Annotated in this window: 7 protein-coding genes; all 7 read right to left on the reverse strand. The window is 43.1% G+C overall.

Annotated elements, in window-relative coordinates; all coding sequences use genetic code 11:
* Positions 1-42 precede the first annotated feature (42 nt).
* Positions 43-1,671, reverse strand: coding sequence for a class I adenylate-forming enzyme family protein (locus GKG43_RS05055; protein ID WP_129878828.1), 1,629 nt, complete (start codon positions 1,669-1,671; stop codon positions 43-45).
* 2 nt (positions 1,672-1,673) lie between these two features.
* Positions 1,674-2,399 (reverse strand): nuclease-related domain-containing protein, encoded by a 726-nt coding sequence (locus GKG43_RS05060; RefSeq protein WP_050639378.1) that lies wholly within the window; start codon positions 2,397-2,399, stop codon positions 1,674-1,676.
* 62 nt (positions 2,400-2,461) lie between these two features.
* On the reverse strand, positions 2,462-3,346 hold the full coding sequence (locus GKG43_RS05065; RefSeq protein ID WP_129878829.1) for a class II fructose-bisphosphate aldolase: 885 nt from the start codon (positions 3,344-3,346) through the stop codon (positions 2,462-2,464).
* Positions 3,347-3,478: 132 nt separating this feature from the next.
* Positions 3,479-4,564 carry a PTS fructose transporter subunit IIC gene (locus GKG43_RS05070; RefSeq protein WP_129878830.1) on the reverse strand — a complete coding sequence of 362 codons (1,086 nt, stop codon included), beginning with the start codon at positions 4,562-4,564 and terminating at the stop codon, positions 3,479-3,481.
* Positions 4,564-4,872 (reverse strand): PTS fructose transporter subunit IIB, encoded by a 309-nt coding sequence (locus GKG43_RS05075; RefSeq protein ID WP_025654041.1) that lies wholly within the window; start codon positions 4,870-4,872, stop codon positions 4,564-4,566. The genes GKG43_RS05070 and GKG43_RS05075 overlap by 1 nt, the downstream gene beginning before the upstream one ends.
* A gap of 1 nt (position 4,873) precedes the next feature.
* Positions 4,874-5,335 carry a PTS sugar transporter subunit IIA gene (locus tag GKG43_RS05080; protein ID WP_050639375.1) on the reverse strand — a complete coding sequence of 154 codons (462 nt, stop codon included), beginning with the start codon at positions 5,333-5,335 and terminating at the stop codon, positions 4,874-4,876.
* 26 nt (positions 5,336-5,361) lie between these two features.
* A complete protein-coding gene (locus GKG43_RS05085; RefSeq protein ID WP_129878831.1) occupies positions 5,362-7,299 on the reverse strand; it encodes a BglG family transcription antiterminator in 1,938 nt (645 codons plus the stop codon).
* Between the last annotated feature and the right edge of the window lie 70 nt (positions 7,300-7,369).

The raw sequence follows: 7,369 nt of genomic DNA on the forward strand, positions 1-7,369 counted from the left end.
CTTTCCTCTCTCTTTCATCTCATTTCGCCGCAAACCCTCTTCTTACGAAATTCTGTCCGCACCAGCAAACATCGTTTTGATTGTTTTTTTATCTGTCTTAAGTCCCGGTGTCTTCGGAACTGCATCTGCAAATAAAATCTGCTCCGGTATCTTAAACTTTGCCAAACGACTCTTCAAATCCGCCTTCAGTTCCTCTGCTGTCATCTGCACGCCGCTCTCAAGAACAATCAATGCCGCAGCCACTTCTCCGTACTTTTTACTCGGAATCCCTACCACTGCTGCATCTTTAACCCCCTCGACCGCAACAAGTTCATCTTCCACATCTGTACACCAGATTTTCTCTCCGCCCCGGTTTATCATGTCCTTTTTCCGGTCTACAATAAAAACATACGAGTCCTCGTTGATATATCCCATATCTCCGGTATTGAGCCATCCGTCTTCCGTAATCAGCGGGGTTTTCAGATGATAGTAATATTCACAAATATTTGCACCTTTTAAATATACGACTCCAACCGTACCGTCCGGCACTTCCCGGCCATCGTCATCCAATATTTTCAGCATCAGCCCCGGGACCGGTTTCCCCTCTGACCCAGGATACAGACTTGTGGCAGCATCATACGGAAATACCGTTCCCGGTGAAGAAGTTTCCGTCATTCCATAAACGTTGCAAAATTTCATCAGCGGCATCCAGCGGTGCAGCTTCTTCATCGTTTCCACCGGCATATAACTGCTGCCGCATGCCAGTGTCCGGATACCCGGAAGCTCAGGGAATTCCTCTCTGTAATCCAACAGCTGTCCGAATACGGTCGGTGAGCCGTGCATAAATGTTATTCCATCCCTCTTCACACCTTCAAGAATCCGCTTTGCATCGTACCGCTTATACAGGTAGATTGTTCCGCCGATATAGACAAACAGCCCAAGCAGCGCCACCAAACCTGTGATATGATAAATCGGTACGGGAATGATTGTTTTATCCTCCGGTCCAAGTTCCAGCAATTTCTGATAAATCATCACCGCATGATTGACATTATAATTTTTTAAAATAACGCCTTTACTTGCAGAAGTCGTCCCTGACGTAAACATCAGGATAAATTCATCATTCAATTCACCACACCCCGGCTCCGCACACATCATCTCTGAGATATTTCCTTTTGCGACTGCCTCTGCAAAACCATATCCCTCCTCTTCATCTGCCGTTACCTCTACGAAGACTCCGGCTTCACTGTAAGACCGAACCCATCCGTAATCCTCACTCGCCAGAATTCCCTGCAGATCCGCTTTTTCAATCAAAGAGCGCACTTCCGGTTCCCGGTATTTTGTCGGAAACGGCACCGCTACGGCCCCCAGTTTACATAATGCATAAAAGGATGTTGCAAATTCAATTCCATTATTTAAAAGCAGTCCCACATGACTCCCTTTTTCCAAATGACGCACATATTTCAGATATGCCGCCATGGAATCCACCATGTGAAGAAATTCCTGATAACTGTAACAGCGCCCCCAGTTATCGCAAAGGCCTGTTTTTTCAGAAAATTTTTCTGCCGTATCTTTCAGCATCTCGTAAAAACTTTTCTTCATCTTCGGAAAAGTATAAACGGTCCGGTCTCCGACAGTCAGGTCACCCATCTCCTTCTGAAACCACATATTCCATACATCTTTTCCATTTAACATGATTACACCTCTTTTTTTCTGAAGCCGAATCGTTTATTTTTCTCAGCTTCAAGCACCTCTCCGGCAAGCGCCAGATACATATGCTCTATTTCTGATTCACTGAAAACATCTGCTTTCTTCTCATGTATCTCTTTCATTGTCTGATACACTTGTTTTCTGTGAATGACCGCAACCAAATCCGGTATTTTCCCGTCTTTCCATGTCAATGTACTCGCATCAGGAAACACGACGATCGGATGAATCGTAAGTTCTTTTTTATTTAGTTTCCGAATAATCTGCGATTGGAAATATTGTATCTCATCCATAGGATTACGCATCATTTTGATTTCTACTTTGGCTTTTTTGCCTTTCTTTTCTTTTTCAACTGCCTGATATTTAAAATCCCCCCGGACTGACGCTTCAATTTGGCCGGTCTGATTCTTAATATCCAATACATACATTCCGCTGGTCAGCAAGATGATAACGTAAGCCTGCGGGGTCTTTTCCCCTTTCGCAGCGGCAAGCTGATAAAAAATCCTGTGCCTGCCGAACCGCGAATCAAGGTAATAGCTTTCCGACAGTTTTGTCAGGCTTTTCTTCCTCATTGCATATTCCAGGTAATTAGAATAAATCTCTTTATAGATACTCCGGCGAAAAAGATACCATCCGCTTCCGCCTTTAAAAACCGCAATCATTCCCACTGCCAGGAGCAGCCCCGGAAGTAATTCCAACCAAACATCCTGTCCCATAGTCCACCTCGTATACATTCCCCGCCGATTGTCGGAAAGAATGTATTTCTTTTTTCAATCCATCAGTCTAACTCCGGCCCTTCATACTTGTCGAAATCATAGCGGCCGCTGGAACCGATCACTCTCATGTAACTCTTAATAAAATCTTTCATTGCTTCCTGTGCCGCAATACAAAGATCCATATAATCGATTTCCGGATTCGCCTCCAGAGCCTTTGCTGTTGCGATTCTCGCATGCTTAAACAAGTCTGTACATACATTGATCTTATTGATTCCATATGCTACTGCTTTTCTGATATTCTCTTCTCCGGCACCGGAACCGCCATGAAGCACAAGCGGCATCTGCAGTGTCTCTTTTAATAATTTCAAACGGTCAAAATCCAGTTTTGGGACAAATCCTTTCGGGTAACTTCCGTGAGCCGTTCCGATCGCCACTGCAAGGCAGTCGCATTCTGTTTTCTCTGCAAATTCCTTAGCCTGCTGTGGATCTGTGTACAAGTCTGCCTTTTCGTTATCTGCCTCTTTCGCCATTCCTACATGTCCTAATTCTGCCTCACAGGACAGTCCCATGCCGTGTGCAAGAGAAGCTACCAGCTGTGTTCTTCTGACATTTTCTTCAAAATCATAACTGGAAGAGTCAATCATCACACTTGAAAATCCATATTTCATGGCCGCTGTAATATCTTCAAGGTCAGCGCCGTGATCCAGATTGAATGCAACCGGAACTGATACTTTTTCTGCCATTCCTTTTACCATCGGAGCAAGGATATCTCCATGTCCGTGGGCTTTCATCTGACGGGGGGAAATGTTGATAATTACCGCGGATTTTTCTTCTTCTGCCGACTGGATAATCGCCTTCGCCTGTTCCATATTTACACAATTGATTGCCATGACTGCATAATTATTTTTATGTGCATGCCAGAGCATATCCTTCATTGATACATACATATTATTTCTCTCCTTATACCCCGGGCTGCCGTACATACTTTTCGGCGCCCGGTAAAAATATATCTAGCCGTCTGTCTGGTTCTGCTTTAAGTGTAGAAAGGAAAAAGCCAAAGCTTCTTCCTTTCTGAGAAATTAGATAATAGATACAATGTCTTCTTCGCTTTCTACATATCCTTCCGGCAGTGGTCTTCTGAGGACTGCATACAGTACGCCTGTAATACAACCGCCTAACAACCAAAGACCGATAAACAAAAGCGGGTTGGATGTCATGGCAATAACAAATGCACCACCATGAACTGCCGGAGACTCAAGTCCGAGCATCATACACAGACCGCCTGTAATCGCACCTCCTGTGCAGCAGGAAATTGCAACACGAACCGGGTCTTTCATCAGGAATGGGATAACCCCTTCCTGTACATAGCAGCACGACAGGATAAACAGTGATTTTGCCTGCTCTCTTTCAGCTTCTGTAAATTTCTTTTTTCCGCCGATGAAACATGCAAGACCAATTCCCAGAGGAGATGTCATGCCTGCACACATTTTAGCCGAAGTAGGAATTAAGAATCCGTCAGCATTCAGTCCGTTTACGAACAGAGCTGCTGTTTTGTTAATAGGACCGCCGTGATCCAGACAAATCATTGCCCCGATTACTGCACCAAGTACGAATCTGGAACCACCGCTCAGAGCCATCAGTCCTGAGGTAAGCCATGCCATAAACCAACTGATTGGGCGTCCTACCACATAATACATCAGCAGACCACAGACCAGTGTCGTGACTACCGGATAGACCAGAATCGGCATGATACCCTGTATTGCCTTTGGCACCTTAATCTTCTTTAACATAAGTACAAAATAACCAACCATGATACCGCCGACAACCCCGCCGACAAATCCGGTATTGATTGCGCCTGCAAGAGCACCCATTACAAATCCGGGTGCAAGTCCCGGTTTATCAGCCATCGCATATGCGATAAATGCTGCAATAACCGGTACAACATAGTTCATCATATTCTGTCCGAGAAGCATGATTGCTTTTGCAATTGTATCAATCTGATCCATGTGGTTTCCGATATCATATCCGCCCATTGCCTTTGCAATTGCCTGAATTACACCTGCTCCTACAATTACCGGAATCATGTAGGAAATACCTGTCATAATAGAATCTCTCAGAAAAGCTCCCTGGCTTTTCTTTTTTGTTTTTCTTTTGATTTCTGCCATTATTCTAACGCCTCCAATAATTCTTTTATAATTCCTTCTGCATCTTTGATTGCTTCGCTGACACCGACGGTCAGTGTCGGCAGGTCGTCAAAACGCTCGGCGTTTTTTATTCTTACATCACTCGCAATAATCACTGCGTCTGCCCTTTTAAGGTCTTCTTTTGTAATCTCATTCTCAACACCGGCAGCCCCCTGCGTTTCGATTTTGATTTCCAGACCTTTTTTCTTTGCAGTCTTTTCCAGATTGGATGCTGCCATATAGGTATGTGCAATCCCAACCGGACAACTTGTCACTCCTAAAATATACATATTACTCTTCCTCCTTTTTTGATGAAAACAACGCTTTGATTTCCTCGACTGTAGATGCACCTTTCAGCGTTTCCCGGAAATCATCATCCATCAGATTCGCTGCCAGCTTGGAAAGCATTTCAAGATGTGCGTTATCTGATGTGTTTGGTGCAGCAAGCATAATCACGTAGTCAACCGGACGTCCATCCAGTGTTTCCCATTCCACCGAATTTTTTAGTTTAACCAGCGTAAATGCTGCTTCTCTGACGCAGTCTGATTTGCAATGGGGTATTGCGACACCGTTTCCGACCCCCGTGGAAAATACGGCCTCTCTTTCGTAAAGTCCTTCAATATATTTATTCAGGTCATTTACTTTCCCTGCATCATACATCATTTTGCCAAGTCCTTTGATTACATCGTCTTTTGTCTTGGCTTCATATCCAAAATTTACAAGCTTTTCATTCACCATTTCTGATACATTCATATTGTGTTTATTCCTTTCCTGCATGTCTATGCCTTTGTCAAAATATCTATCTCGCTAAATTTTTTTGCTCTTAATACCTGTTCAACATCTTTTATATTTCGTGTCAGATCCAGCACATCGCTGAAAATCCGCTGAAAGTTATTCTCCACCTTTGCATCCAACGCCAGCATAAAGACAATCTGTACTTTCTCTGAGCCCCATATGATGGGTTTCTGTAAAGTCATGAATCCAATTCCCTGTTTACGTATGTGCCCTTCAAATGCATGCGGTATAGCTACCAGACTGCCTACTGAAGTTTCCGAAAGTTCTTCTCTTTCAAATACAGACTGTATATACCCTTCATCTACATAGCCTTCGCTGATCATCCTTCCTCCCAGAAGTTTGATTACTTCTTCTTTTGACTTCAAATCGCAGTTCATAATGGAGATGGAACTATTCAAAAACTTCTTTAGGTAAAAATATTCAGTATTTTCTTCCTGTAGATGGCTTGTTTTTTTCTGAATGTATTTTCGGATTCTCTGAATATCCGTTTCACTCAAAACCGACGATACATGAAGCACTTCGATTCCTTCTTTATAAATAGGCACTGTTGATATTACAAAATCCTGTGCCTCCGGTTCTAAACTATCTGCCTGGTTTCCCGAAATAATCTGCTTGATTTCTATTTCCGGAAACAATCGTTTCAGCTTCATGGAAACAAACTGTGACGTTCCGATACCGGTCATACATATAATTGTGACAGACAGATTTTTTTTCATTTTCTGTCGTGCTCGTTCTATGGCTGCTCCTATGTGAAATGAGACATAGCCGATCTCATCCTCCGTCGTCTCCAGTCCGTATTTCTGTCCGAACTTTGATATCAGATAAGAAGCAATCTCATATTCGTAGAACATTTCCTTTTTCACCGCATCCAAAATCGGATTTTCCAGATACATCATGCTCTGGAACCTGTGAACCATACATTCCAGGTGATCGAACAGCGCGCATGCCAATTCGCTGTCTTCCTCCAGCTGCAGTTGATACTGTTCGTCCACTTCCTGTAGAAGTGACATGATATCATCAAACATCTGAGGCTCTCTGGCACGGGTTTTCTCTCTGTCCTTTTCTTTCGTCATAGGAATCTGATATCTGACTGCCAGAAGACACGTCATCAAAAATGTAATCTCAGATTCCGGAATTTCAACATCCAACTGTTCATATATCTGTTCCAGAATATAACGGCTTACAAACCAGGCTTTTCTTCCTTCACTGGCCTGTTTCTTTTTTTCCTCCGGCTCTGTCACACATCCCATCTGAACTCTCGTTATCAGAATCGCAAGCTGAATCAAAAGTTCATCAAAAGAAATATCCGTCAATACAAAATGGAACCGATTCTCTGCCAATCGGATGATACGCTTTAAACTTTCCAGCCGCACTTTTGTAAACAGCGTCTGTATCTTCTCATTTTCAATTCTTCCGCTTTTTCCGCCGACCTTTTTCAGAACATCTGTCAGCGCCCATCGAATCTGTGTTTCCGAACCTTCTGCCTTAATCCCGTATTTTACTTTCTTTATGAAGGTAATACCGAATTTCTCCCAGAAGGAAATCAACTCCGATACATCATTCACAATCGTTCCTTTACTCACGTAAAGTAGGTTTGCAATTGATTCCATTGATATATACTTTTTATTATGTAAGAGCAAATAAGCAGCAACGTAATACTTCCTCACATCCGATGAGATGTAGGAATCCTTCATCTCATACAAGACTGACTGCAGAAACTGTTCTCCGGCTTCATCATAATACAGCCAAAGGCCAACCCCCTGCTTTGTCTTAATACTGCAGGAATTTTTCTCCAGAATCTCCCTGATCTTCTTTATATCAGCCTTGATTGTTCTTGGGCTGACTTTTAATTCCGCAGCAATTTGTGATGTGGTAAACTTATTTTCATTTTTATAGAGCAAATGAAGGATTTTCTGGGTCAATCACTTTTTCTGTGTGCTTGATGGCTACTGGTTACGTACGCCACCCTTGACTGAACCTGTCAGAAACGCT

Origin of the sequence: Eubacterium sp. BIOML-A2, from assembly GCF_009680135.1 — a bacterium.
GTDB lineage: Bacteria > Bacillota > Clostridia > Lachnospirales > Lachnospiraceae > Faecalicatena > Faecalicatena contortus_B.

Coding starts and splice junctions, on each gene's coding strand:
- GKG43_RS05055 (WP_129878828.1), bottom strand. CDS start 1,671: ATGTTAAATGGAAAAGATGTATGGAATATGTGGTTTCAGAAGGAGATG.
- GKG43_RS05060 (WP_050639378.1), bottom strand. CDS start 2,399: ATGGGACAGGATGTTTGGTTGGAATTACTTCCGGGGCTGCTCCTGGCA.
- GKG43_RS05065 (WP_129878829.1), bottom strand. CDS start 3,346: ATGTATGTATCAATGAAGGATATGCTCTGGCATGCACATAAAAATAAT.
- GKG43_RS05070 (WP_129878830.1), bottom strand. CDS start 4,564: ATGGCAGAAATCAAAAGAAAAACAAAAAAGAAAAGCCAGGGAGCTTTT.
- GKG43_RS05075 (WP_025654041.1), bottom strand. CDS start 4,872: ATGTATATTTTAGGAGTGACAAGTTGTCCGGTTGGGATTGCACATACC.
- GKG43_RS05080 (WP_050639375.1), bottom strand. CDS start 5,335: ATGAATGTATCAGAAATGGTGAATGAAAAGCTTGTAAATTTTGGATAT.